We start from the raw sequence: 21,805 nt of genomic DNA on the forward strand, positions 1-21,805 counted from the left end.
CGGATGTGCGGCCAGACGACGTCTCGGTGGCTGAGATCGTCGAATCATCAACGGTTTCAGACACTCTCGACATCACGGGGTTGCTCGACACGTCCGCTCCCGTCAGGCCTGCCCGATCGCCGCCGACCGCCCGAGCAACGACGTCACCGACGACACCGAATCGGTCGACGATGCCATCGAACCATCCTGCGTGACGTCGAGTTCCTGACCGAACCATGTCATCCCGTCCGGATTGGTCGGCGTCCAGCCGAGCGCTTCCCAATCGGGATCGAAGATGTGGTAGCTACCGGAGTACAACTCGATACGGTGCCCGGAGCCGGGTTCCTCGAGATAGAGATACATCGCCTGGCCGATCCCGTGTTTGCCAGGGCCACAATGGAATTTGACATCCAGATCCCGCAGTGTGTCCGCAGCCACCAGCAGATCGCTGTGATTCTCGATGTTGAAGGCCACGTGATGGAGCTGGGCGTCCTCGCCGGTCATGCTCATCGCTATGGCCAGATCATGAACCTGTGAGGTCGCCGAGTTCCACGACGCGATCAGCATGTCGTCGGCCTCTGGCATGTAGACGAACTCGCGTCGCTTGAAACCCATGTTCTCGCGGAGCCATTCCTCGGCCTTACCCACGTTCTCCAGATTTGCCTGGATGTTGTAGTGATCGAGCCGCCGGACACCGAGACCGCGGCGGCGCGACGAATTGCTCAACAACTTCGAGCGGATCTCCTCCGGCGCCTTCGGAGCATCGATGTCGTAGTAGAGCTCGAACGCATGCCCCGCGTGCGGCACCAGGAACCGAATCGCGGTGCCACGTCCCGACTGATGTCCGGAGGGCAGCTCGACGACCTCGACATCCTGGGCTACGAGTTCGTTGTAGAACAGCTCGACGTCCTGGGGCCGTTGCACTCGGAAGCTGTAGGAATCCACGGTCGCGGTCTCGTTCTGGAAGAGGACGAGCGAGTGATGCTTCATCTCCTGATAACCGCGGAGATAGACGGTCTCACCGACCCTTTCGACCTCTTCCATACCGAGTATGTCGCGAAAGAATCGCACTGATGTCTCGAGTTTGGGCGTGCCCAGCGCGATCGCCCCACAATGGGCGAGCCGTGGCCGATCGGGCCCTGCTTCGGTCATGATCCGTTCTCCTCACACATTTCGTCAAAGCTCCTGACCAGAAGCGTAGGGACACCATGCATGACCCACAGCGACAATCTCGCTCACCGGGAACGCTTCGGACCGTTCACATGTCGCCGCCGTCCCGGTGAACGGAATCGCCCGCTGGCAGCTGTGCGGCGTTCATCACACTGGCATGTGACCGTCGTCTGCCGATCTATTCATCGCAGCGGCACAACCACAATCAATCCGACATCAATCCAAGGAGACGGTGAAGTGGATGTAGACAAGGCCTACCTGTATAAGTTCCAACGCTTCTCGGCATGGTCAGGCTTTCTCGTCATGGCCGTGGTGGGCGTGTGCTTCTTCATGTTGTCGAAGGTCCAGCCACCCATCGACCCCCAATGGTCGGGCCAAGAGGTCAAGGATTGGATGGTTGACAACCGATCTGGGATCCTCTGGACCACGGTCATCTGCTCCTTCATCATCCCGCTGGAGTACTTCTTCGTGGTGACCACCAGCTGGCAGATGCGCCGGATCGAACGCGGCTGGGGAGTACTCACCATGACCCAGGTGCTCACCGGGGTCGTGGCTCCCATCGGGTTCTTCTACCCGATGTTCATCCTGTCGGCGGCGGCCTACCGTGCTGCGGAACGGTCCCCGGAGATCCTGCAGCTGATGACCGACCTGTTCTACTTCGCCTACGTCGGTTTCGCATTCATCTTCTGCTTGCAGTGCATCGTCATCGGAATCGCGGTGTTGATCGACAAGCGTCCCGAACCGGTCTTTCCGCGCTGGTTCGCCTACCTCAACTTCATCCTCGCCGTGGTGCTCGCTCCCGGTGCGTTCATCTATGTATTCATGTCCGGACCGCTGGCCTGGAACGGGTTGTTCGCCTTCTGGCTCCCCTGTCTCGCCTACCTGGTCTGGAAGGTGGCGACGCCGCTCCTGTTGCTCAAGGGTGTCAAGTCCGAGGAGAACGAAACCGCCGAAGAGGCTGTGCCTGTGCTCGTCTGAGTGGTCGATTCTCCACCACCGAGGGTGCGCCCGCGAATCTCGTGGGAGCACCCTCGGTGTTCGCAGGTACGCAGAGGTGTCGCGAGCCGACCGGTGCGACAGAGACGACGCGACAGAGACGAAGGAGCCACGGCCCCCAGGGGACCGTGGCTCCGGCACATCTGCGGCTGTCAAGGCCGCCGGCTCAGCTCGTGGCGTCCGCCATGTCCAACACCGCGAGATACCCGAAGGCCAGCGACGAGCCGATCGGGGTCCCGGCTCCCGGATACACCTTGCCCGACATGGCCGCCATCGTGTTCCCCGTCGCGTAGAGGCCACCGATGGGTTGGCCGTCGGCCTGCAGCACCCGGGCGTTCGGGTCCGTCTTGAGCCCACCTTTGGTCCCGATGTCCGAGAGCAGAATCGTCGCCGCGTAGTACGGCGGTGTGTCGGTTCCCGTGAGCAACGGGTTGGGTCCCTCGGGCGGGAGCGGCACCACGAAGTTCTGCTCCGGGAGAGCCGGATATCCGACGATGAACTGGAACATCTGGTCCCAGGCGCTCTCACCCCGGTGGAACTGTTCGTCGACGCCGCCGTCGACATACCCGTTGAAGGTCGACACCGAGTCGATCAATGCCGCAGCGGGAACCCCGATCTGCTCGGCCAGTTCTTCGAGGGTGTCGGCCTTCTTGAGTGCTCCGGACTCGAACCACTCGGCGGCCACCGGAACCTCAGGACTCTTGCCACCGAATCCGTCGCGTACGAACGCCTTGTGGTCGAACACCCAGTACGCGGGGGCATGTGAACCCTCTTCGGTACGTTCTCCGTCTCGGATCGTGTGACCGGCCTGGTCGTACGGCCGGAGCTCGTTGACAAAACGCTCCCCCGAGCCGTTCACCCAGATCCCGCCCCGAATGCCGGTCTGGAAGACCGGCTTACCATCGGGCTGGACCGTGCCGGGGACATACCAGGCCTCGTCCATCAGGTCGGTGGCCGCCCCCACCGCGAGGCCGGCGACCAGCGCGTCACCGACGTTCGAGTCGACACCGTCGGACCAATCGGCGTTGGCCGGGATCGTCCCGTACTTGGCCCGGAGCTCGGCGTTGTGCTCGAAACCGCCGGCCGCCAGAAGGACGCCCCGAGCGGCGCCATACCGCACCGTGGCACCATCACACACCGCATCCACACCGACGATCCGGCCGTTCTCCACAACCAGGTCGGTGAGCGCCGTGTCGAGCTCCAGCACGCCGTTGCCGGTCTCGAGGAATGCCGACAGCGCCCTGGCGATGAGCGCCCGCCCACCGAGCAACATCTCGTCCTCGCTGTGGTCGTAGCGCTCGGTGTATATCGACTTCCGGACAAGCGCCGCCCTGTCGCCCACGTCGCTGACCGCGATCGGTGGTGGGAATACCGTCCGGCCGTGCGGGGTGGCGCCCTCGAGGTGATCCAGATAATCGGGCACGGGTTGGTGCTCGAACGACTGGAACCACGGATTCCGCTCCAACTCATCGATCAGCCGCGCCCCCGCGGACAGATAGGCATCCTGCATCGATTCACGCCCGGGGTCGTCCACCGCCTTGCGCAGGTAGCCACGCGCCACCTCCACGTCCGAATCGTCGATCCCGGCGCGTTTGGTAGGCGCGCTCCCCGGAAACCACAGGCCTGCACCTGAATACGAGGTGGTACCGCCCACCTGATCGGTCTTCTCGATGACCAACGTCCGCAATCCCCGGGACGCGGCGATGTACGCGCTGACGAGTCCGCCGCCGCCGGAACCCACCACCACGACGTCATAACTTTCTTCGTTGTCCGACATGACTACTACCTCCTGTGTTCTCTCGTTGATCCGGGATCTCTCGGGATTGACGGGCCGCTCAGAGCAGCAGAAAGGCGCCGGTCAGCACGATCCACAATCCGGCGCAATAGATTTCGAACGTCCATCGCAGGCCTCTCGGCGCGTTCCTGATCTCCATGAAGTCGAGCCCCACCAGCCTGACCTTGTACGCGGCCAGCGCCAGTACCACCACCGCCGCGACCGTTCCGGCGTGCGCCTCCAGGCTGATGACCGGGATCACCACTGCCAGCAGCACGAGGATCAGCCACGTCCGCACGTAACGATCGGCCAGGACGCCTCGGGGTTTCATGCGCTCACGCCACCAGGTAGACCAGCGGGAACAGGACCATCCACAACAGGTCGACCATGTGCCAATAGCACGCTCCCCCTTCGTAGAACACGCGCTGCCGTCCCTCCGACGGCAGCTCACGGCGTGCGCGCAGCATCAAGACCCCGAGAACCACGAGACCGATCACCACATGAGAAAGGTGGATACCGGTGAGGATGAAGAGCCACATGAAATAGGGATTCGAATCCGGCGTGTCACCGCCCTGGACAAGGTGGGTGTACTCGACGCCCTTGAGCGCGACGAAGACGACGGCACACGCCATCGCTCCCGCGAAGCCCCTCACCGCGCGGCGGTGCCTCGCCGCGCGCACACCGGTCACACCGATCATCACCAGCAGCGAGCTGACGAGCAGCACCATCGTGTTGGTCACCGGAATGGTGAGATCGAGTGACTCCCGTGCGGCTCCGAACAGCTCCGGGTCTTTCGCACGGTCCACCAAGAAGGCCACGAACATCACCGCGAAGATCACCATGTCGCCGAGCAGGAAGACCCAGAGCCCCTGTTCTCCCGGAACGTGCCGCTCGGGTGCGGCACCGGTCGGCGAGCCGTGCCGATCCGAGGCGATCACGTCGCTCACAGCGCCGCCCCCCTCCTGACCTGATTCACCTAGTCGCGTCCGAGCACAGTCGTGCTGATCGGCCGATATCCAAGTGTTGCGGTACACGCCTCGCCTGCCATGCAGGTTTCCACTGAGCGAGACCGGTGCCATCCTTGACCGGATTGCGATTACCTGGAACACATAGTTGTACAAGTGCTATAAGTGAATCCACGACCTGGATCTGGCTGCGGCGCCGGAATCGGTGGTCCCGCACACCGGGATCGCGGCGCCCCCGGGGTCCATGGCGGCCTACTGTCGCGCCTTGGAGCGTCGGATGGCGGTGGAGTTGCCGGTGGCCGGCGCACGCCGCGACCAGATCGTCACGTCGACCCAGCAGTGCCACAACAGGATTCCACGAGTCATCCACCAGGGTGACACCCGACGAGAGGCCGGACATGACAGCCGAGTTGACCTACGAGACGACTTCTGCGACCGCGACCATCGACGGCCTCGATTTTCACTATCACGAGGCCGGATCTGGGCGGCCACTGATCATGCTCCACGGCTCCGGCCCCGGTGTGAGTGCATGGTCCAACTTCAGCCACAACCTTCCGTTCTTCGCCGAGCACTTCCGCGTCGTGATGCCCGACCTCCCGGGCTTCGGTGGCACCGCTTTGCCCGAATTGAAGGAGGTGTACACCCTTGCGGGCGCGCGCTGGATCGCGCGGTTGATGGATGAGCTCGGTATCGAATCCGCAGTGTTCGTCGGTAATTCGATGGGGGGCGCCATCGCAGCGGAGATGGCCGGCCATCTGCCGGACCGGGTGGATCGGATGGCGATCATGGGTTCCGGAGGCATGTCCGTCAGCCTGTTCCAGACCGAACCGAGTGAAGGGTTCCAGCGACTCTTCGCCTTTCTGTCCGAACCCACCCGAGAACGCATGGTGGAATGGATCAACACGATGGTCCATGACAAATCTCTGGTCACCGAAGAACTTGTCGACGAACGGATGCGAAACGCCACCGCCGACGGAGTCCTCGACCGAACCCGTGCCATCTTCGGCGCGATGTTCAACCCGACACTGCGCGAGACGTACACCCCGCTCTGGAAGCGTCCGGATTCCATCACCACGCCGACCCTCATGCTGTGGGGACGCGAGGATCGGATGTTGCCCTACGACCAGGCTCACTTCGCGAACCGCTGGCTACCGGACGTCGAACTGCACACCTTCTCCCAGTGCGGGCACTGGATTCAGGTCGAGAAGAAGCAGGACTTCGAACGCGTCGTCCTCGAGTTCCTCACTCGCGAAACAAGATGAGTGTGTCGTCGTCGGCCGTTCCCACTGAGCGGACAGAACCGGGCGCTCGACGAGCCGAAGAAACAGAATCGGAACATCCTGCCGCCGGGCGGGGAGAAGCACGAGAAGGAAGTCAGAGGTACGACGGCATGGCACACGAAGTCATCAAGCGCATCGAGGAGCTGGGCCCGGAACTGGCGGCCCTGGCCGAAGAGAACGAGCGGCTGGGCAAACTCAGCGACAAGACGGCCGACCTGCTCCGCCAGACAGGGGTCATCAGGATGCTGCAGCCCACCGATTTCGGTGGATATGCGGCGCATCCCCGGGACTTCGCGGCAGCCGTGATGGCGATCGCCGCCAACGACCCTGCTGCCGGGTGGGTAGCGGGCGTGGTCGGCGTGCACCCGTGGGAGCTGGCACAGATGGACCGGCGTCTGCAGCAGGAGATCTGGGGCGATGACCCCGACACCTGGGTGGCGTCACCGTACATGCCAAACGGCGTCGCCGACCCGGTCGAGAACGATTCGTTCGTACTGAGCGGACGCTGGCCCTTCTCGTCCGGCTCCGATCACTGCCAGTGGGACTTCCTCGGAGCGATGAAGGGCGACGGATCGGGCAAACCCCTGATGCCCCCGAGGTGATGCACGTCGTTCTCCCCCGGTCCGACTACGAGCTGATCGAGGATTCGTGGGATGTCGTCGGACTCTGCGGTACCGGCAGCAAAGATGTCGTCGTCGACCAGGCCGTCGTCCCTGCCTACCGCACCGTGACCCAGAACGACATCTCCGACGGCACCGCGTCGGCGCGCTCGGGACGCGAGGAGGCGGTGTACAAGCTCTCCTTCGGAGTGATGTTCCCACTGGGCATCACCGCCGCGGTCATCGGCATCTGCGAGGGCGCCCTGGCCACCCACCTCGCGATCCAGAAGGATCGTGTCGCCGTGACCGGAGTTCAGGTCCGCGACGATCCCTACGTGCTGCATGCCGCCGGCGAGGCGGCAGCCGAGATCGAGGCGTCGCGCGTCCAGTTGATCGAGGGCATCAGCCGCCTACATGACATCATCGACAACGGCGGCACCCCGACCACCGAGGAGCGATCGAACCAGCGCCGCAATCAGGTTCGGTGCGCATGGCGGGCCGTGTCGGCACTCGACGAGATCTTCGCCCGCTCGGGCGGCGTCGCCATCCGTAAGAGCAGTCCCATGCAAAGATACTGGCGGGACGCACATGTCGGGCTGCAGCACATGATCCACGTCGATGGGGTCGCCTACCACTCGAACTCGCTGCACAAGATGGGACTCGACACGCCGCCGGGGATGTTGGTGACCATCTGATCGCCGAAGCGCCACCGAACCGACAGGAATCGACGATGGACGACCCCAACACAACACAGTCATTCGAGGCGCGTTATCTGCGTGACGTCCTCGGTAACTTTCCCACCGGGGTGGTCGCGGTGACCACCATGGCCGCCGATGACGAACCGGCCGGGATGGTGGTGGGGTCGTTCACCTCTGTGTCGCTCGACCCGCCGCTCGTCTCGTTCCTGGTCGATCGGTCGTCGACCACGCTGCCCAAGATCCTGGACGCGGGGCGCTTCTGTGCGAACGCGCTCGCGTCCGATCAAGAGGCGCTGTGCCGTCAGATGTCCAAGCGTGGCGCAGATCGGTTCACGGGGGTGTCCTGGGAGCAATCGGAGTATCGCAACCCGATCCTGGACGGCGTGGTGGCCTGGGTGGACTGCACGATCGAGAAGACCGTGGAGCTCGGTGACCACTTCCTCGTCGTGGGCCGCATACAGGATCTCACCGTGGCATCCGTGAAACGGCCACTGCTCTTCTTCCGTGGCGGGTATGGCGACTACACATCCACCGCACAACTGCTTCTGGACAGCCATCTGGGACGCTGATACCTGGACACGCGAACGGCCGGCGTGGATTCACGCCGGCCGTTCTCGTGTCATGCGACAGACGGTTCTCATATGCCTTTCCAGCGGGGAGTTCGCTTCTCCGCGAATGCGGCCGGACCCTCTTTCGCGTCCTCAGAGGCGAAGACCGGATCGGTGAACGCGACCTGCTCAGCGAACGCCTCGTCGTCGGTCCAGGTCCGCGATTTCCGCGCCACCGCCTTGCTCGCCCGGACGGCAAGAGGCGCGTTGGCCGCGATCGTGGACGCGAGTTCACGCGCCACCACCACTGCCTGCCCGTCCGGAACCACCCGATTGATCAGACCGTGACGCTCAGCGTCTCGCGCACTCATGGGGTCCCCCGTCAACAGCAATTCGAGTGCGACTGCTCGCGGCAACACCTGGGGCGCTCGGAAGATGCCCCCCGCCCTGGCGATCAATCCTCGCTTCACTTCCGGCAGGCCGAATTTGGCGCTCTCGCCGGCCACGACGAGATCGGCCGCGAGTACCATCTCGAAGCCACCACCCAGCGCCCAGCCCTCGACGGCGGCCACCAGCGGTTTCGACGGTGGCGCCTGCACCAACCCGCCGAATCCGCGACCTTCCACGACCGGGCGCTCGCCCAGCTGAAACCGTTTGAGATCCATTCCGGCACAAAATATTCCGCCACTGCCGGTCAGAACCCCCACGGCCAGGTCGGGGTCGCCGTCGAGACGGTCCAGTGCCGCGGCGAGCGCCTCGGCCGCGCTCTTGGTCATCGCGTTGCGTTGTCGTGGGCGATTGATGGTGATGGTCAACACCCCGTCGCCGACCTCGGTGAGGATCTCCATCGCCTGATCCGTTGCCACCAGCTGATCGGTCATCGCGGGGCCATCCGGATCGAGCCGTCCAGACGCACCGTCTCGCCGTTCACGTAGGCGTTCTGCAACAGCGTGAGTGCCATTCCCGCGTAATCCTCCGGAAGGCCGAGCCGCTTCGGAAACGGTACCGAGGCAGCGAGGCCATCACGGATGTCGTCACGTAGGCGCGCGAGCATGGGAGTGTCGAAGGTCCCGGGCGCGATGGTGTTGACCCGGATTCCGACGCTGGCAAGATCGCGAGCCGCAACGAGGGTGATCCCGTGCACAGCCGCCTTGGACGCGGTATACGAGGTCTGACCGATCTGACCGTCGAAGGCCGCAACGGAAGCAGTGAGGACGATGGCACCGCGCTCGGTGTCGACCGGCTCGTTACGTGCGATACGTGCCGCAGCCAGCCTCAAGACGTTGTAGGTACCGATCAGGTTCACCTCGAGCACATCGCGAAAGCTCGCCAGCGACGCGGGATTTCCTGTTTTGTCGAGGATTCGTAGCCGATCGCCGCCGCGCCCGGCGCAGTGGACTGCGCCGCGCAACGGCCCGTGGGACTCGGTGGCATCGAGCGCGTCGGCAAGGCTCTGCTCGTCGGTGACATCCACAGGCGCGAACACCGCCGCGGGCCCCAGTCGCTCCGCGGTCGCCTTGCCGTCGGACGATTGCAGGTCCGCGATGATCACGCGACCACCCGCATCGACGATCGCTTCGGCCGTGGCGGCACCGAGGCCCGAAGCACCACCGGTTACCAGGAATGTGTGGTCCGTCAAACGCATCCCGACTGTTCTCCTTCACGAATCTCGTTCGCGGGTGCCGAATGTACGGACCCGGTATGTCTTTGCCTCATGCCTTCTCGGTCCGCCGGGCGGCGCGCAATTCGCCGTGCCGCTTGATCATCTGGGCGGCGATTGCTTCCAGTTCGGCAGGCGGCTTGCGCAACGTCGCCAACCCCGCCTCCCGACTCGGCAACGATACCGTGGCGGTGGCCGGGCAGGTCACCTCGTCGCGCTGACTGGTGCCGCGGAACTCGATGTCGACCAGGTGCCGGCGACCCTCCACCCGTTTACCGACGACTTCACCGGTGAACGTATGCGTATCCCCCAGGTAGTTGAAGCGTCGCATCTGACTCGACATCGAGTCGATCCAACCGTCGTCGCCGATCCAGTCCGTGAGCACGTGTGTGAGCCAGCAGTCGCGCATCATCCCGTAGTCGTACGACGCGGGCAGTCCGATCGAGCGTGCGTATTCGGCATCCCAGTGAATGCGCTGGGCCACATCCGGCACGCCCTGCTCGTTCGGGATGTAGAAGGCACCGATCCGCTGTCGGTTCTGGTACCACAACCGTCCTGTACACGGCGTGTACGGGGCGAATCCATATCCGCCGGAATGGAAGACGACCATGTCGGTCACCGTCAGCGGGCCCTTCGCCATCGTCGGGAGGGCTTCGCCGATCTCTACGTCCTCCCAGTACCTCGGCTCGGCGCCTCGACGCCGCTCGGCGGCATAGATCTCGTCGATCGCGGCGATCTCTTCGGGGGTGTATGTGGCCCGTTCGATGGTGTCGTACTTCTTGCGTTTCTTGGACTCGTGGCGCTCGGTGTGGATGGTGAGCACGCGCTGGATCTGGACGATCTCCGCTCGCTGGTTGAACTGCACGTGAATCCGGGTGACCAACAACGAGCGGCCGGCGAACTCCGATTCCTTCAGTTCCACATTGTCGAAACCCTCGAAGGAATAGATGATGTCGCCGTCGTAGACGGGCCGGTACCAGTCGGTCGTGCTGCCGGAGACGAACACATGGATACCGCGAAACGGTGGTCTCCGCTGCTCTCGCGGAATCGGATCGGCGAGCAGATCCTTGGTCACCGCGATGTTGATCATCGGTGGTGCGATCTGCGCTCCCCAACGCGTGTCGAGTCCGTAATCCTCGTCGACGAACAACGGGTTGTCATCGCCGTAGCTCCGCGCGAAGGCGCGCATCACGTCGGGACTCGCCCGCGAGAACTGCTCGCGCTTGCGCACGGCGTGGTAGACCCCCACGATGTCACGCGCGCGTGCGATGTCCTCATCCTTGAAGGTGTAGATCTCCTCCGCGTCTGCCTTCGCATCCGTTTCCGTACTCACGATCAACCTTTCACCGCTATCGGGTAATCAGATCTGCGCAGTGAGATCGGCGCAGTCAGATCGGCGCCATGAGATCGCCTGCTGCGATTGACATGAACCACCGATGACGCCGGGCTCAGAACTGGATGGTCACGTTGACGCCGACATCGGCACGGATGGCCTCCATCGCGGCTAGGCGACGGACCATGTCGGCACGGCTCATCACGATGTCATCGCCGCCGACACCCCGGTCGAGCCGGTCGATGCGTCCTCGCTCTGCAGCGATCTCCTCGTCGAGAAGTGATCCTGCGAGTTCTCGTGTCAATAGATCCTGGTCCACCCAGTCGGCTTCTGGTCTCTGTTCGATCGGCTCGTCCATGGTGAGGTCCGTCCTGTGGTGGCGATCAGTTGGCCGAACGACGAGGAAAGTTCAGCAGACGTCGGGCGTTGAGCTCGACCATCTTGTGGACGTCGTCGTCAGGGACGTCACGCATGGTGTCGTGCACGATCTTCCGACTGTTGGGCCAGTTCGAGTCGGAATGCGGGTAGTCACCCTCCCAGGTGATGTTGTCGATGCCGACGTGATGGCGGTTCGCAACACCGAAGTCGTCGTCGATGAAACAACCGAAGATGTGCCGCGCGAACAGCTCCGAGGGGCGCACCGACTGGTCGATGTTCTGGTAGAAGCGATGCTTCTCCCATACGCCGTCCATTCGCTCGAGCATGTACGGCACCCACCCGATACCGCCCTCGGACAGCATGAACTTGAGATCCGGGTGCTTGTGAAAGGTCGGCGAGAACAGGAGATCCGCCGTCGCGTACATCGAGTTGCATCCGAAGAGCGCCGTCATCACCGCCATCGGGGCCTCCGGCGCAGTGATCGGCGGTTTTCCCGATGTACCGAAATGGACACACAGCGGCTGACCCGTCTCCACCGCGGCACGATAGACCGGATCCCAGTGGTCGGTATGAAACGACGGCAGCCCCAACGGATGTGGGTTCTCGGGAAACGAAATGGTGCGTGCGCCCTTGGCCGCGGTTCGATAGATCTCCTTCACCGACTCCTCGATCGACCAGATCGGCAGGATGACAAGCGGGATCAACCGGTCCGGATCGGTGGCACACCACTCGTCGAGGACGTAGTCGTTCCACGCCTGCACCGAGAGCAATGCGAGCTCTTTGTCCTCGCCTTCCAAGAACACGGTGCCGGCGAAACGCGGGAACGACGGGAACGACAGCGTCGCCTCGACACCGTCGATATCCATGTCCTTGAGGCGCGCATTGGGTTCGTAGCAACCAGGGATCATGTCCTCGTATCGCGTCGGCTCGGCACCGTACTCCTCCGGCTTCTTCCCGGCGACGGCATTGAGACCGATGTAGGGATAGATCCGTCCCTCGTATTGCCAGACCTCGGCGATCTTCGTGCCGGCCGAATCCCGCCCGCCGTCTCCGGAGTGGATGGACTTCGGCATCTCCTTCTCGATGATCTTCGGCCCCGCGTCCAAGAACTTCTTCGGCAGTCGGTCCTGCCACAGACGCGGGTGCTCGATCAGGTGATCGTCCGTAGAGATCAAGTGCATGTGATCCTGCAGTGGCATGAAGGTCCTCCTGACAGCCGTGCCTATTTCACGGTAACTAGTCTAACTATGTTGGAACGATCGCGGGCACGGCAACGCACGCTCGACGCCCTACGGACCCCAGGCTCCCCTATCGGATCGACGCCGCCATCCAGATGTCTCGATCACCGGGACGTCACGACCGGGAGGCAACATCAACTGCGATTCTGCCCATATCGGGCGTTGCATATATCGCGTCCGCCACGGTACAAGTTGAACTAGTTTAGATAAGTGGATCAGCGGCCTGGCGCTCGAGATTCCTCACGGCGGCCAGTGGCGACAACGAAACGGAGCTCAGACGATGGGAAAGCTGGACGGCAGAGTAGCGGTCATCACCGGCGCAGCACGTGGGCAGGGACGTAGTCACGCGGTCACCCTCGCCGCCGCCGGCGCCGAGATCATCGCTCTCGACCTCTGCGCAGACATCGACACCAACGGATACAGACTTGCGACCGAAGAGGACCTCGAGGAGACACGGCGCCTCGTCGAGAAGGAGAACCGGCGGTGCGTGACAGCGATCGCCGACGTCCGTGAGCCCGGCCAGCTGCGCACCGCGATCGCCACCGGAGTCGAGGAACTCGGCGGACTCCACATCGTCGTCGCCAATGCGGGCATCTGCCCGCTCGGTGGCGATGTCGCACGTAAGGCGTTCCTCGACGCGGTCGATGTCGACCTGGTCGGAGTGGTCAACACGGTCAGCGCCGCCTACCCACACCTGTCCTCTGGTGCGTCGATCATCGCAACCGGTTCGGTGGCTGCGCTGATGAAGGGCAGCGGGATCGACGTGCTGGGCCCCGGCGGCTTCGGTTACGGGCATTCGAAACGCGCGGTCGCGCAGTTCGTCCACGATCTCGCGCTGACGCTCGCGCCGGAGTCGATCCGGGTCAATTGTGTGCATCCGACGAATTGCAACACCGACATGCTGCACAGCGATCCCATGTACAAGACGTTCCGTCCGGATCTCGACGCACCCACCCGCGATGACGTGACCGACGCGTTCACGTCCAACCAGCCGATGCCGGTCCCGTGGGTCGAGCCCGAACAGATCAGCAACGCGGTGCTCTACCTTGCGTCCGACGACGCCGCATTCGTCACCGGAATGCAGATGAAGGTCGACGCCGGTACCGCGCTCGCCCACACCAACCCGTACTCGCTGAAGTAGCCCGGGGATGTCCATGCTCAAGGAGTACCGCCGTCTGTTCATCGGCGGCAGCTGGGTAGACAGTGAGACCGGCCGTGTGGAGCCGGTACTCAACCCGGCCACCGAGGAGATCATCGGCGTCGCACCTGTCGGCGGCCGGGCCGACACCATCCGCGCGATCGAGGCCGCGCGGCACGCCTTCGACGAGGGTCCCTGGCCGCACATGTCCGTCCGGGAACGGTCGGCGATCCTGGTCCGGATGGCCGAGGCCATGGAGAAGCGCCGCGAGGAGATCGTCGCGCTCAACATCGCCGAGACCGGATGCACCCGTGCCGGGGCCGAGTCCTTCCAGACCGGTATCCCGATCGCTCACTTCCGTGACATGGCCGAGCGTGTCCTGCCCACCTTCCCACTCGAGGTCGGTCTGCCACCCCAGATCGGCGCGGGTATCGGGCAGGGCGTCGTGCGGCGCGAACCGTTCGGCGTGGCGGCGCTGGTCTCCGCGTACAACTTCCCGTTCTTCCTCAATCTGATGAAGCTGGGCCCGGCTCTCGCCGCCGGCTGCACCACGGTACTCAAGCCTGCGCCCACCACCCCTCTGGAAGCTTTCATCATCGGCGAGATCGCCCAGGAGGCAGGCCTTCCCGACGGTGTGTTGAACATCGTCACCGGCGACATCGACGCGGGTACCGAGCTCACCACCAACCCGATGGTCGACGTCGTCAGCTTCACCGGCTCGGACATCGTGGGCCGCAAGGTCTTCGAGCAGGCCGCGCCCACACTCAAGAAGGTCGTCCTGGAACTCGGCGGTAAGTCCGCCAACATCATCTGCGACGACGCAGACCTCACACGCGCCACCCAATCGGTCATTCGCGACACCATTCTGCATGCCGGACAGGGCTGCGCGTACCTCACCCGGACCCTGGTGCACCGATCGCGCTACGACGAGCTCCTCGAACTCGTCAGGACACAGTTGGCCGCGGTCACCGTCGGCGATCCGGCACACCCCGACACCACCATGGGTCCGCTCGGCAGCGCGAACCAGCGGACGAGGGTCGAAGAGCTGATCGCCACCGGGATCGCAGAGGGCGCGACCGTCGCAGTCGGCGGGGGGCGACCCGCGCATCTCACCGCCGGGTACTTCATCGAGCCCACCCTGTTCGTCGATGTCGACAACTCGATGACCATCGCCCGGCGCGAGTTCTTCGGTCCGGTCATGATCCTGATGCCGTTCGACGACGACGACGACGCGGTGCGGATCGCGAACGACAGCGAATACGGTCTTGCCGGGGGCGTGTGGGCGCGTGATCCGATCCGGGCTTACCACATCGGACAGCGTCTCCGCACCGGATACGTCACGATCAACGGCGGTGGTGGCGGCCTCAATCCCGACGGCCCATTCGGGGGCTACAAGCAGAGCGGCCTCGGGCGCGAACGCGGCGCGGCAGGCATGGATGAGTTCCTGCAGACCAAGACGATGATCTGGGGCGTCGCGGCAGGCTGAGCCATCCGCTCACGGCCGACCACCACGACCACGAGGAAACTGCATGGACCACAAGCTGATCGGATTCATCGGAGCGGGAAAAATCGGTGAACCGATGGTCGAACGCCTGCTGGACGGTGGCCACCGCACTTCGGTGTTCGCCCGGCGACGCGAGGTCGGCGACCGGTTGACCCGCCGAGGCGCCACGATGGTGCCCTCCGTCGAAGATCTCGCGACATCCGACGTCGTCATCGCATGTGTCTTCGACGACTCCCAACTGACCGAGGTCGCCACGCGAATCATCAAGCAGATGCCGCCGGACTCGGTGTTCATCTCACACACCACGGGCAGCCCCCGGACGATCGAGCGGCTCAAGGCGCTCGGAGATCCGCGCCACGTCGCGATCGTCGATGCACCTTTCAGTGGTACACCCGCCCTCATCCGGCAGGGCGCGCTCACCGTGCTGCTCGCCGGTGACGACGACGCGATCACCCGTGCCGCGGACGTCGTGGGGTGCTACGCTGCCACGATCCACCGAATGGGGCCGTCGGGCACGGCTTTGTCGGCGAAGTTGCTCAACAATGCTCTGTTCGCCGCTTGTACCCAGGTGACCCTCTCAGCACTCAAGGCGGCCACCGAACTCGGCATTCCCGAACGAGCGTTCCTGGATCTGCTCGCGGACGCGAGTGGCGGTAGCGCGGCAGCTCGATACATCGCCGCCTCCGGCGACAGTGCGCAGACCTACAGCGACCGTATCGCCCGCTACCTCACCAAGGATCTGAAAGCCGCGAGCACAGCGGCCGCCGACCTCGGTGTCGACATCGGCAAACTGCTCTCGGCCGCCCGGCTCGGACCGATGGAACTCGGCGAGCCGGTGCCCGTCACCGCCGCTCCCGCCCGCTGACCGTATCGCCCACCGAGCCATCACCGATCACGAACCCCAGGAGGAGATCATGAGCGCCACCGAATCGGCATCGACGTGCCCCATCCACGAGTTCAACCACTATGCCGAACTGCCCTTCGGCGAAAAGTTGGCCCGCTACGACGACCTGCGCGACGAGGCGCCCGTCATCCGCAACGAGTTCGCCAACGGACACTACATCGTGACGCGATACGAGGAGATCCTGAAGGCGTACCAGAACGCCAAGGTCTTCTCCAATACTGCTGTGACGGTGTTCAACCCGAACCCGACCTTTCGGTGGATCCCGCAGATGCTCGACGGTTCGGAGCACAAACAGTGGCGCAAGCAGCTCAATCCGCTGTTCTCGCCCAAGAACGTCGAGGGACTCGAGGACAAGGTGCGCGAACGTGCCGTCTCGCTGATCAAGTCGATAGCCACAAGGGGCAAGTGCGACTTCATGAAGGACTTCGCACTGCAATACCCGTCGTTCATCTTCCTCGAGTTGATGGGGATGCCCTTCGAGGATCTCGACAAGTTCCTGCACTGGGAAGACGAGATCCTGCACGTGTCCGGTGACGCCGAAGAGACCGCCCGCCGGCGCGGCGTGGCCACCCTCGAGCTCACGGAGTACTTCCGAAAGCTCATCGACGAACGGCGCACGGCCCCGAAAGACGACCTGATCAGCAAGGCCATCGAGTTCGAGATCGACGGCGCGCCCGCAACGCAGGAAGATCTGGAGTCGTTCTGCATCCTGATGTTCATGGCGGGGCTGGACACGGTGACCGCCACCCTGGGAACGACCTTCCTCCATCTGTCGACGCATCAGGAGGACCGGCAGGCGATCGTCGACGATCCCGAGCTGATCCCCTCGGCGATCGAGGAGATGCTGAGGGCATTCGCGATCGTGATCCCATCGCGAAAGGTGCTGGAAGACACCGAGATCGCCGGGTGTCCGATCAAAGCAGGCGAGATGGTGTGTCTGCCGCTGAACCTGGCCACCCGCGATGAGTCGGTCTACGAGGACGCCAAGGAAGTCCACTTGGACCGCAGCCCGAACAATCACATCGCATTCGGCGCCGGACCGCATCGTTGCCTTGGCTCCCACCTCGCGCGACGTGAACTGCGGATCGCCCTCGAAGAGTGGCATCGGTACATCCCGAACTACCGACTGGCGCCGGAGTCACACCCCACCGAGTCCGGCGGCCAACTGGGCCCCAACGGCAACATCATCCTGGAGTGGGACATCTGAACCGAGCGCTCCCTCCACAACGACAACGGCCGGCCGCGTGGCTTCACGCGGCCGGCCACTGTGTGTTCTCAGGAGAACGGTGCCAACACCCGACCGGCCACCTGGTCACGAAGGGATTCCGGTCGCGCACACCAGGCTTCGTTGGAAACGGCTCGGCGAAGTAGCAGATGTGCCGGATGTTCCCAGGTGAAACCGATACCGCCGTGCACCTGCACACATGATTCGGCGACGCGCACCGCAGCGCTCAGCGCATGTGCGGCCGCCAGCCGGGCGGCCAATTCCGCTTCCACGTCGGAGTTGTCGAGATCGGCGGCCGCGAGGACCTGATTCCGCGCGCTCTCCGCCTCCACCAGCATGTCCGCGCAGCGGTGGGACACCGCTTGGAACGATCCGATCGTCTGGCCGAACTGTTCTCGCTGCCCCGCCCAGGCGACGGCCATCGCGAGCGCACGGTTGGCGACACCGACCGAATCGGCCGCGATCGCGAGATGCGCGATCCGCTGTGCCTTTTCGATCCCACGGCGGGCCTGCGTTGCGGTCGCGACGACCCGACCGCGGACCCCGTCGAGGGACACCGCGCCGACCGACGACGTGAGATCGACGGCGGCCTGGTGCGTGATCACCGCATCCACGTGGTCGACGACCACCACTGCCGCTTCCCCGGTGTCCGAGGTCCGCGCGACCACCACGAGGACCTGCGCATCGAGCGCGCCGACGACCCGATCCACCACACCGGTGAGCACCCCGTCGCATATCGTGGGAACCGCTCCGTCCACACGCCATCCGGAATCGTCGGCGGGCACCACCACAGCGGAACGAGCACCCGCGATCACCTGCCCAGCCGCGTCGTCGGCGCCGCACGCGAGGAGCAGGGCCAGTGCTGCAACCGTGGGGACCAGCGGAACCGGAGCGAGATGATGAGCCGTTTCCTCGATCGCCGCACACAACAAACGTAGGGAAGCGCCACCCCCGCCGAAGGATTCCGGTGCGGAGAGTCCGGGCAGACCGAAACCGACCAGCGCGTCCCAGAGTTCATCGGTGTCCACGCGATCGCGGAGGATGCGGTCGGTGTCGACGTGAGAACGGACCACGCCTGCGACCGCCTCACGAACGGCCCGCTCGTCGTCCTCTGGCGCGGCGAGCGGGCTGCCCGGCCCCACCGCCGGGTCGTGACGTCCCTCACCGCGGTGCGACGGTAGGCCGAGTACCTTCTCCGCGATGGTGTTCCGCTGGATCTCGGCGGTACCGGCACCGATGGTCGAAGCGCGCGACATCAGGTATCCGTAGGTCCACCGACCACCATCGACCGCACCGGGTGACCGGTTACCGAGCACGGCGCCCGGGCCGGTGAGCCGGAGTGCAAGTCGGTGCAACCGCTGCTCGAACTCGGACTTCACGAGACGATTGATCGAAGCGACACCGCCCGGATCTTCTTGTCGTAGAACCGCGCTCAAGGCACGTGCACTGTTGGTCGCGATGGTACGGACGTCGGTCTCCAGGTCGGCGACCTGTGCCCGCACGAGCGGGTCGTCGCGGTAGCCCTGTTCGACGGCGAGACGCAACACCTGGTCGACGGTCTTGCGGTATCGGAATTCGTCGGCGAGGAAAGCGGTCGCCCGCTCGTGCCCCAGGGACGTCCGCATGATCGACCACCCCTCCCCTTCCTCGCCAACGCGGTTCGCCATCGGCACCTCGACATCGTCGAAGAAGACCTCCGCGAAATGGTGCCCGCCCGCTGCATCCCGCAACGGCCGTACCGTCACGCCCGGCGAGTCCATGGCAATGAGCAGATACGTGATCCCTGCGGTCCCGCGGCCGGGAGATCCCGTGCGCACCAGGGCGAAGATCCAATCGGCCCGGTCGGCCATCGTGGTCCAGATCTTCTGTCCGTTCACCCGGTAGACGTCGCCGTCGGCCACCGCCCGCGTGGACAGAGAAGCAAGATCGCTTCCGGCGCCGGGCTCGGAGAACCCTTGGCACCAGAACTCGTCGGCACGCAGAAGTGGTTCGAGGTGGCGATCCCGCTGCTGCTGTGTTCCGTGGACGATCAGGGTCGGAGCCACGATGAACGACAGACTGCACGGATGTTTCGGGGCCCGGGCCGCAGAGGTCATCCGGTAGTAGTCGAGTTGATCGTCGAGGTCTAGGCCCATACCGCCGGCCGACACCGGCCAACCGGGCGCGGCGAGGCCGGCGTCCACCAGTTCGGACTGCCAGGCCACCGCGGCATCGAATCGCGCCCGGGAGGTGTCCGGCCGGGGACGCCCTGCGTAGTCGTCCAACAGCGATATGAGTCGCGCACGCCAGGGCGCCGCCTCGCCGAGATCAGCACCGGCGGTGAGCCGTGCACTGTCGGTGCTCATGTCAGGATTCTCTCGAGGCCGAACGGCGTCGGCCGTATCGCTCGGTGATGTCGGCGCCACTCGTACGGAACGAGACCGCGGCCTCGGCTTCGAGCGCGAGCGCCTCGGTGACCGACGCACCCGCGCCGTCCTTCAGCAGGCGCAGCATGCGTTGTACGGCGCCAGGGTGGCCGCCTGCGATCGCCTGCGCCACCTCGATCGTCCGTTCCATGAGGCGGTCGTGCGCCACGACCTCGTTCGCCAATCCGATTCGTAGCGCCGTGGCGGCATCGATCGGCTCACCACTCAGGATGATCTGGACGGCAGCGGCCAGGCCGACGGTACGGGGCAGCACAGCGCTGCCACCCCAACCGTTGAGAAGTCCGATCTGCGCATGGGTGTCGGCGAAGACTGCTCGATCCGAACCGATGATGAACGAGCAGTTCACCGCGAGCTCGAACCCACCTGTGTAGCAAGGCCCGTTGACGGCGGCGATGACGGGTTTGGAGATCGCGCGCAGCACTTGGGTCGGGGTGGGGCCCTCGGTTCGGGGTGAGGGACCCGAGAGCGCCTCCGGGAGATCCACCCCGGACGAGAAGGAGCTGCCGGCTCCGGTGATGACCACCACGTGGACATCGGGGTCGGCATCGGCGCGCCACAATTCCTTCTTGATCGCCCGGCGCATGGCCCGATTGATCGCATTCCGGGCTTCCGGACGATTGAGGGTCAGGACGGCCACATGACCGTCCCTCTCCACGAGCAACGGTGGTGTTTCCGGCACGTCTGACGTCGACTCGCCCTGCATCAGTGCGGCCCTTTCGCGGTGACGAGCGACTCTCCGACGATCATCTTCCCCAGTCCGTCGATGACACGCTCGGCCTCCTCTGCACTACGCCGCACCACGTCACCCGCCGTCGGTACGTCGTGGATCAGACCCTGCGCGAGCCCGACCGTCCATATCCCCAGTTCCGGATCGCCTTCGGCGAATACGCGCCGTCCGCGCACGCCGGCGACCATGTCCTTGATGTCCCGGAACCGGCCGCCGCGGGCCAGCACGTCGACGACCTCCTCGCTGACGGTGTTCTTGGCGACTCGCATGCTGTTGCGCAGTTGCCGCATGATGAGCCTGGTGTCGCGCTCCGACGCACCCACGATCAGCTCCTTGATGTTGGGGTGAACCGGACTCTCCTGGGTGCACATGAACCGGGTGCCCATGTTGATCCCGTCAGCGCCGAGGGCGAGCGCCGCGGCAAGCCCCCTCCCATCGGCGAACCCCCCCGATGCGACGAAAGGGATCGAGATGGCCTCCGCGGTCACGGGAATGAGGACCAAGCCCGGTATGTCATCCTCGCCAGGGTGGCCGGCGCATTCGAATCCGTCGATGCTCACTGCGTCGGCACCGATCCGCTCGGCCTTGAGCGCGTGAGTCACACTCGTGCACTTGTGGATCACGGTGATCCCGTGCTCCTTGAGGTGCTCGATATGCTCGGTGGGGTCCGAACCCGCGGTCTCCACCACCCGCACACCCGACTCGATGATCACCCGCCGATACTCGGCGAACGGGGGCGGATTTATCGACAGGGTGAGGGTGATGTTGACCCCGAAAGGCTTGTCGGTCAGAGATTTACAGCGCTCGATCTCTGCAGCCAGATCGTCCGGGGTCGGTTGTGTCAGTGCAGTGATGATGCCGAGCCCGCCGGCATTCGACACGGCGGCCGCCAGCTCGGCGCGACCTACGAACATCATCCCGCCTTGCACGATCGGGTGTTCGATACCGAGCAACTCGGTCAAACGTGTTGTGAGCATCGACAACTCCTGGTACCTGGGCGGTTTCCACCCTTGGATGACGGTGGGCCACGGCACTAGATGCCGATGGCGATCCACTCGGCGGGCAACATATCTAACATAGTTGCCTATGTGCCACCGTGCAACATGCCAACGGCGATCGGGAACCCTCCTGCCACCCTCACGAAGGAAGGCTGACTTATCTGCCCTTGTGTGGCGCTGCGTCGTGACACACCGGACAATGCTGCACAGCAGAGGCCGACGAGTGACACGTCAACCATATGGCCTGGCCACCGTCAATCCTTGG

19 protein-coding genes and 2 pseudogenes are annotated in these 21,805 nt (G+C 64.4%); 9 read left to right on the forward strand and 12 right to left on the reverse strand.

The window, feature by feature from the left end:
* Window positions 1–102 precede the first annotated feature (102 nt).
* Window positions 103–1,131: a VOC family protein gene (locus tag GTV32_RS11400; protein ID WP_161060418.1), complete on the reverse strand. Its 1,029-nt coding sequence runs from the start codon at window positions 1,129–1,131 to the stop codon at window positions 103–105.
* A 255-nt stretch (window positions 1,132–1,386) separates the two neighbouring features.
* On the opposite strand from GTV32_RS11400, the gene GTV32_RS11405 reads away from it, so the two are divergent.
* Window positions 1,387–2,127: a hypothetical protein gene (locus GTV32_RS11405; RefSeq protein ID WP_343287298.1), complete on the forward strand. Its 741-nt coding sequence runs from the start codon at window positions 1,387–1,389 to the stop codon at window positions 2,125–2,127.
* 184 nt (window positions 2,128–2,311) lie between these two features.
* On the opposite strand, the gene GTV32_RS11410 is transcribed toward GTV32_RS11405, so the two are convergent.
* The 3 genes from GTV32_RS11410 to GTV32_RS11420 are packed head-to-tail and all read right to left on the reverse strand — an operon-like array spanning window position 2,312 to window position 4,866.
* Window positions 2,312–3,922, reverse strand: a complete 1,611-nt coding sequence (locus tag GTV32_RS11410) for an FAD-dependent oxidoreductase (RefSeq protein WP_161060419.1) — start codon at window positions 3,920–3,922, stop codon at window positions 2,312–2,314.
* Window positions 3,923–3,980: 58 nt separating this feature from the next.
* Window positions 3,981–4,250: a cytochrome C oxidase subunit IV family protein gene (locus GTV32_RS11415; RefSeq protein WP_161060420.1), complete on the reverse strand. Its 270-nt coding sequence runs from the start codon at window positions 4,248–4,250 to the stop codon at window positions 3,981–3,983.
* A gap of 4 nt (window positions 4,251–4,254) precedes the next feature.
* On the reverse strand, window positions 4,255–4,866 hold the full coding sequence (locus tag GTV32_RS11420; RefSeq protein ID WP_343287299.1) for a cytochrome c oxidase subunit 3: 612 nt from the start codon (window positions 4,864–4,866) through the stop codon (window positions 4,255–4,257).
* A gap of 416 nt (window positions 4,867–5,282) precedes the next feature.
* Between GTV32_RS11420 and GTV32_RS11425 the strand changes: the two genes are divergently transcribed.
* The 3 genes and pseudogenes from GTV32_RS11425 to GTV32_RS11435 all read left to right on the forward strand — a co-directional run bounded on the left by GTV32_RS11425 (window position 5,283) and on the right by GTV32_RS11435 (window position 8,030).
* Window positions 5,283–6,146, forward strand: coding sequence for an alpha/beta fold hydrolase (locus tag GTV32_RS11425; protein WP_161060422.1), 864 nt, complete (start codon window positions 5,283–5,285; stop codon window positions 6,144–6,146).
* Between the two features lie 128 nt (window positions 6,147–6,274).
* Window positions 6,275–7,458, forward strand: a pseudogene (locus GTV32_RS11430) (hydroxylase).
* A gap of 35 nt (window positions 7,459–7,493) precedes the next feature.
* Window positions 7,494–8,030, forward strand: a complete 537-nt coding sequence (locus GTV32_RS11435; protein WP_161060423.1) for a flavin reductase family protein — start codon at window positions 7,494–7,496, stop codon at window positions 8,028–8,030.
* A 68-nt stretch (window positions 8,031–8,098) separates the two neighbouring features.
* On the opposite strand, the gene GTV32_RS11440 is transcribed toward GTV32_RS11435, so the two are convergent.
* The 5 genes from GTV32_RS11440 to GTV32_RS11460 all read right to left on the reverse strand — a co-directional run bounded on the left by GTV32_RS11440 (window position 8,099) and on the right by GTV32_RS11460 (window position 12,579).
* Window positions 8,099–8,890 carry a crotonase/enoyl-CoA hydratase family protein gene (locus GTV32_RS11440; protein WP_161060424.1) on the reverse strand — a complete coding sequence of 264 codons (792 nt, stop codon included), beginning with the start codon at window positions 8,888–8,890 and terminating at the stop codon, window positions 8,099–8,101.
* Entirely contained in the window at window positions 8,887–9,654 is a 768-nt protein-coding gene (locus GTV32_RS11445; RefSeq protein ID WP_161060425.1) for an SDR family oxidoreductase, read from the reverse strand. The genes GTV32_RS11440 and GTV32_RS11445 overlap by 4 nt, the downstream gene beginning before the upstream one ends.
* A gap of 67 nt (window positions 9,655–9,721) precedes the next feature.
* Window positions 9,722–11,002, reverse strand: a complete 1,281-nt coding sequence (locus tag GTV32_RS11450; RefSeq protein ID WP_161060426.1) for a MaoC family dehydratase N-terminal domain-containing protein — start codon at window positions 11,000–11,002, stop codon at window positions 9,722–9,724.
* Window positions 11,003–11,117: 115 nt separating this feature from the next.
* A complete protein-coding gene (locus GTV32_RS11455) occupies window positions 11,118–11,360 on the reverse strand; it encodes a hypothetical protein (RefSeq protein ID WP_161060427.1) in 243 nt (80 codons plus the stop codon).
* A gap of 25 nt (window positions 11,361–11,385) precedes the next feature.
* On the reverse strand, window positions 11,386–12,579 hold the full coding sequence (locus GTV32_RS11460; protein WP_161060428.1) for an amidohydrolase family protein: 1,194 nt from the start codon (window positions 12,577–12,579) through the stop codon (window positions 11,386–11,388).
* A 319-nt stretch (window positions 12,580–12,898) separates the two neighbouring features.
* Here GTV32_RS11460 and GTV32_RS11465 point away from each other — a divergent pair, with 319 nt between their 5' ends.
* From GTV32_RS11465 to GTV32_RS11480, 5 genes and pseudogenes are all read left to right on the forward strand, one after another.
* Window positions 12,899–13,759 (forward strand): mycofactocin-coupled SDR family oxidoreductase, encoded by an 861-nt coding sequence (locus GTV32_RS11465; RefSeq protein ID WP_161060429.1) that lies wholly within the window; start codon window positions 12,899–12,901, stop codon window positions 13,757–13,759.
* Between the two features lie 13 nt (window positions 13,760–13,772).
* Entirely contained in the window at window positions 13,773–15,242 is a 1,470-nt protein-coding gene (locus tag GTV32_RS11470; RefSeq protein WP_202422453.1) for an aldehyde dehydrogenase family protein, read from the forward strand.
* A gap of 31 nt (window positions 15,243–15,273) precedes the next feature.
* Window positions 15,274–15,750: pseudogene (locus GTV32_RS23850) on the forward strand (NAD(P)-binding domain-containing protein); the annotation flags it as partial.
* Window positions 15,751–15,759: 9 nt separating this feature from the next.
* A complete protein-coding gene (locus GTV32_RS23855; RefSeq protein WP_272918270.1) occupies window positions 15,760–16,125 on the forward strand; it encodes an NAD-binding protein in 366 nt (121 codons plus the stop codon).
* A gap of 49 nt (window positions 16,126–16,174) precedes the next feature.
* Window positions 16,175–17,371, forward strand: a complete 1,197-nt coding sequence (locus GTV32_RS11480) for a cytochrome P450 (protein ID WP_161060432.1) — start codon at window positions 16,175–16,177, stop codon at window positions 17,369–17,371.
* Window positions 17,372–17,439: 68 nt separating this feature from the next.
* Here GTV32_RS11480 and GTV32_RS11485 read toward each other — a convergent pair whose 3' ends face one another.
* The 3 genes from GTV32_RS11485 to GTV32_RS11495 are packed head-to-tail and all read right to left on the reverse strand — an operon-like array spanning window position 17,440 to window position 21,519.
* Window positions 17,440–19,734: an acyl-CoA dehydrogenase family protein gene (locus GTV32_RS11485; protein ID WP_161060433.1), complete on the reverse strand. Its 2,295-nt coding sequence runs from the start codon at window positions 19,732–19,734 to the stop codon at window positions 17,440–17,442.
* Between the two features lies 1 nt (window position 19,735).
* Window positions 19,736–20,518 carry an enoyl-CoA hydratase gene (locus GTV32_RS11490; RefSeq protein ID WP_161060434.1) on the reverse strand — a complete coding sequence of 261 codons (783 nt, stop codon included), beginning with the start codon at window positions 20,516–20,518 and terminating at the stop codon, window positions 19,736–19,738.
* Window positions 20,518–21,519 (reverse strand): nitronate monooxygenase family protein, encoded by a 1,002-nt coding sequence (locus tag GTV32_RS11495; protein WP_161060435.1) that lies wholly within the window; start codon window positions 21,517–21,519, stop codon window positions 20,518–20,520. Before GTV32_RS11495 ends, GTV32_RS11490 begins: the two co-directional genes overlap by 1 nt.
* Window positions 21,520–21,805: the final 286 nt, after the last annotated feature.

Origin of the sequence: Gordonia sp. SID5947, assembly GCF_009862785.1 — a bacterium.
Classification (GTDB): Bacteria; Actinomycetota; Actinomycetes; order Mycobacteriales; family Mycobacteriaceae; genus Gordonia.

Coding starts and splice junctions, on each gene's coding strand:
- GTV32_RS11490 (WP_161060434.1), bottom strand. CDS start 20,518: ATGCAGGGCGAGTCGACGTCAGACGTGCCGGAAACACCACCGTTGCTC.
- GTV32_RS11485 (WP_161060433.1), bottom strand. CDS start 19,734: ATGAGCACCGACAGTGCACGGCTCACCGCCGGTGCTGATCTCGGCGAG.
- GTV32_RS11440 (WP_161060424.1), bottom strand. CDS start 8,890: ATGACCGATCAGCTGGTGGCAACGGATCAGGCGATGGAGATCCTCACC.
- GTV32_RS11465 (WP_161060429.1), top strand. CDS start 12,899: ATGGGAAAGCTGGACGGCAGAGTAGCGGTCATCACCGGCGCAGCACGT.
- GTV32_RS23855 (WP_272918270.1), top strand. CDS start 15,760: ATGGGGCCGTCGGGCACGGCTTTGTCGGCGAAGTTGCTCAACAATGCT.
- GTV32_RS11415 (WP_161060420.1), bottom strand. CDS start 4,250: ATGAAACCCCGAGGCGTCCTGGCCGATCGTTACGTGCGGACGTGGCTG.
- GTV32_RS11445 (WP_161060425.1), bottom strand. CDS start 9,654: ATGCGTTTGACGGACCACACATTCCTGGTAACCGGTGGTGCTTCGGGC.
- GTV32_RS11455 (WP_161060427.1), bottom strand. CDS start 11,360: ATGGACGAGCCGATCGAACAGAGACCAGAAGCCGACTGGGTGGACCAG.
- GTV32_RS11460 (WP_161060428.1), bottom strand. CDS start 12,579: ATGCCACTGCAGGATCACATGCACTTGATCTCTACGGACGATCACCTG.
- GTV32_RS11400 (WP_161060418.1), bottom strand. CDS start 1,131: ATGACCGAAGCAGGGCCCGATCGGCCACGGCTCGCCCATTGTGGGGCG.
- GTV32_RS11410 (WP_161060419.1), bottom strand. CDS start 3,922: ATGTCGGACAACGAAGAAAGTTATGACGTCGTGGTGGTGGGTTCCGGC.
- GTV32_RS11495 (WP_161060435.1), bottom strand. CDS start 21,519: ATGCTCACAACACGTTTGACCGAGTTGCTCGGTATCGAACACCCGATC.
- GTV32_RS11470 (WP_202422453.1), top strand. CDS start 13,773: ATGCTCAAGGAGTACCGCCGTCTGTTCATCGGCGGCAGCTGGGTAGAC.
- GTV32_RS11425 (WP_161060422.1), top strand. CDS start 5,283: ATGACAGCCGAGTTGACCTACGAGACGACTTCTGCGACCGCGACCATC.
- GTV32_RS11480 (WP_161060432.1), top strand. CDS start 16,175: ATGAGCGCCACCGAATCGGCATCGACGTGCCCCATCCACGAGTTCAAC.
- GTV32_RS11435 (WP_161060423.1), top strand. CDS start 7,494: ATGGACGACCCCAACACAACACAGTCATTCGAGGCGCGTTATCTGCGT.